1 protein-coding gene is annotated in these 2,545 nt (G+C 63.8%); it reads right to left on the bottom strand.

Translation table 11 applies throughout. The features are described 5' to 3' along the window. Window positions 1–314 precede the first annotated feature (314 nt). The gene (locus AC1DRO_RS21130; protein ID WP_052354987.1) at window positions 315–998 is read right to left on the bottom strand and encodes a DedA family protein; all 684 of its coding nucleotides are present in this window, start codon (window positions 996–998) and stop codon (window positions 315–317) included. Window positions 999–2,545: the final 1,547 nt, after the last annotated feature.

The following is a 2,545-nucleotide window of genomic DNA, read 5'->3' as shown; positions in this document are numbered from 1 at the left end:
GACCCACAGCGCCGATGGTACTGCACCCGGGAGGGTGTGGGAGAGTAGGTCACCGCCGGAACACCATTAACGGTCGAGGACCCCCACCACACGGTGGGGGTCCTCCCGCATTTAACCGGCCTCTCCGAACCGAGCCGGGCCGGGGTCCCCGACCCGGAGCGGAACCCGGACCGCGACCGGCTGCCCCCGTGCCGGTCCGGTAATCGCCTTGGTGCCCGATCGCCGATGAGGGGCCCTGCGACGTCGTATGCTCCGCCTTGAAGGAGGCCGAGCGTTGCTGCAGGAACGTACAGACCGGAGGCACCTGGACGGCCTCATTCGGCATCGGGTGCGCCGTCCCCTGTCCCTCCCGCTGACCTGAGCTTCCGGCGTCTGCGCCGGCGCCAGACGATCACCAGGCCAAGCACGACGAATGGGACCAGCACCCAACCGCCGATGTCGAGAGCGTCACCGATGGCATTGGCCAGCGCCCCGGCCAAATAGGCGAGAACACTGAGGCTCGCGACCCAGGCAATTGACCCTGTGATGGTCCAGAGCAGAAAAGTGGGCCACGGCATCTTGGCGGCCCCCGCGGCAATGGCGCCCCAGAGCCGGACAACTATGACCCAGCGGCCGAAGAACAAGGCTTTGCCGCCGTGCCGATCGAAGAACGACTCGAGTTGGAGGATGCGATTCTCGTCGGCATGGAAGCGCTGTGCGAGTCGAAGCATCAGGGGACGGCCTCCCACCCGCCCAAGTACGTAGCCAATAGTGCTCCCGAGCATGGCGCCCAGGCTGCCGACCGCGATAACGGCGGTAAGGTTCAGGTCTCCGTGGCGCGCCGAGGCGTAGGCGCCAAGCAGGACGGCCACGGCGGGAAGCGGTACACCGGCGCACTGGGCCAGCACAATCACGAAGACGGCGAAGTAGTACGCCCATTCGTCCGCAACCCCTGCTTCCGCGGCGAAGTAGGCTGCCCAGCCGAGCGCCACGAAGCGGAAGGCAACTAATCCGGTCATCGCTCACACCTCACTCCGCTGCTCCGCCGTGGTTCATCATGACGGTCCCCGCGCTGCCCGCGTTCTGTCTGCGGTCATAACCCCCGCGACAGCACCGGGATGGCCCTTGTCTACCCTTGCGGCCGGGGCCGCGTCAAGAGCACGCTGCGGACACTGCCCAGCCGGCGGCGGCACAGCGTTTCCGGCAGCGGTGCTAGCCGTGGCGCTCCGGCCGGATCGCCCGCAACCACCACCGCCCGCGCCGCTACGACCGCCGGCCCTGCGCTTCTTCTACGCCTCCTGCTTTAGGCCCTGAAGAGCTGCCCGGTTTCCGGGGACTATTGGCGACCGAAGACGCACGAAGGAAAGAACTCACGCACAGGCCAGGCCCTTCCTCCTTCCTGGTGCGTACGACCTTCAGCACCAGACGCTTGGGTGGATGCGCTGTCCGAGCATGAAGATGGATTCCGCGCCTGAGTGAGGGCCGTTGATGATACTGCCTGGGATCGCGTCGGGTGGGAACACGTTCGCCAGGCGGCTCCGGCAGACAATGAACACGCGTCGGTCTTGGTCGTCGTGGAACGTGGCGCTCTTGAAGGCGGGTATCCGATACAGATCGCGGGTCGGCGCGAGGCATCGCGCCGACCGTTCCGATGCTCGATGTACTGGGAACAGGCTGCGGCCGAATCAATCGCTCGATCAAACCACGAGATCCTGCAACTTCCGCAGCGGGTTTCAATGTTCTTCGCTGATTCCAGGTAGCTGGCGTTCGTCAGGTGTTCTCTTCAGACGCGATTTCGGCGGGGTGGCTGCTGTTGGGCATCAAGGGCCCAGGGCAACGGAAGCATCCTGCCGCGTCATGCCCCTGTTGCGGCCTGCATTCGACACCACGACGGACTGCTCGGCTGCTAGTTTCTGGGCCCGCCATCTGGGCGAGCTGCCGGCATGAGGTGGAGTGATGCACGGCATAGTGGCCGCGGGTGGCGGGGGAGCGTGTGATGTGGTGCTTTGCGGGTGGTTTTGGGTTGTGGTGGCGGGGTTTTTGGGTGGTGGGGTGGGTGTGGGGGGTGGAGTTGCGGTGGGGGCGTGGTGGGTGTATTGTTTTCTAAGTCGCCGCGAGGGAGACCAGCGGAAATGCTGGGAACCGGAGGCGGCCAATCCCCTAAATTTCAAGACCGGATCTGGTCGGCGTTTTGTGCGCTCCGGGTTCGGGTGGGGCGGGTTGGATGGTTTGCGGGTCGCGGAAACGCTGATTTGCAAAGCGGTCCGGACTCGGGTAAGTTTGAAAAGTTGCTCCGGAGCGATCCKYGACTGAWTGTTGGTTGTGGTGGTGCCGGGTGTGTCTGTTGTTTGAGAACTCAATAGTGTGCCAAGTTTGTTGATACCAATTTATTGTATTGAATTGGTTGAATTTGCCGGGCCCGCCACCCCGTGGTGTGGTCTGGTGTTTTTAGCTGGTTTCAAATTTTGTGCAGCGTGTGCATCCCGTTTTCCCGGGGGCGCGTGTTGTGTCTGTTTTACTTCAACGGAGAGTTTGATCCTGGCTCAGGATGAACGCTGGCGGCGGT

The organism is Arthrobacter sp. P4_F11, from assembly GCF_056401395.1.
Note: the sequence above shows the minus strand (reverse complement) of the source record. Positions and strands in the feature narration are given on the sequence as shown.

Coding starts and splice junctions, on each gene's coding strand:
- AC1DRO_RS21130 (WP_052354987.1), bottom strand. CDS start 998: ATGACCGGATTAGTTGCCTTCCGCTTCGTGGCGCTCGGCTGGGCAGCC.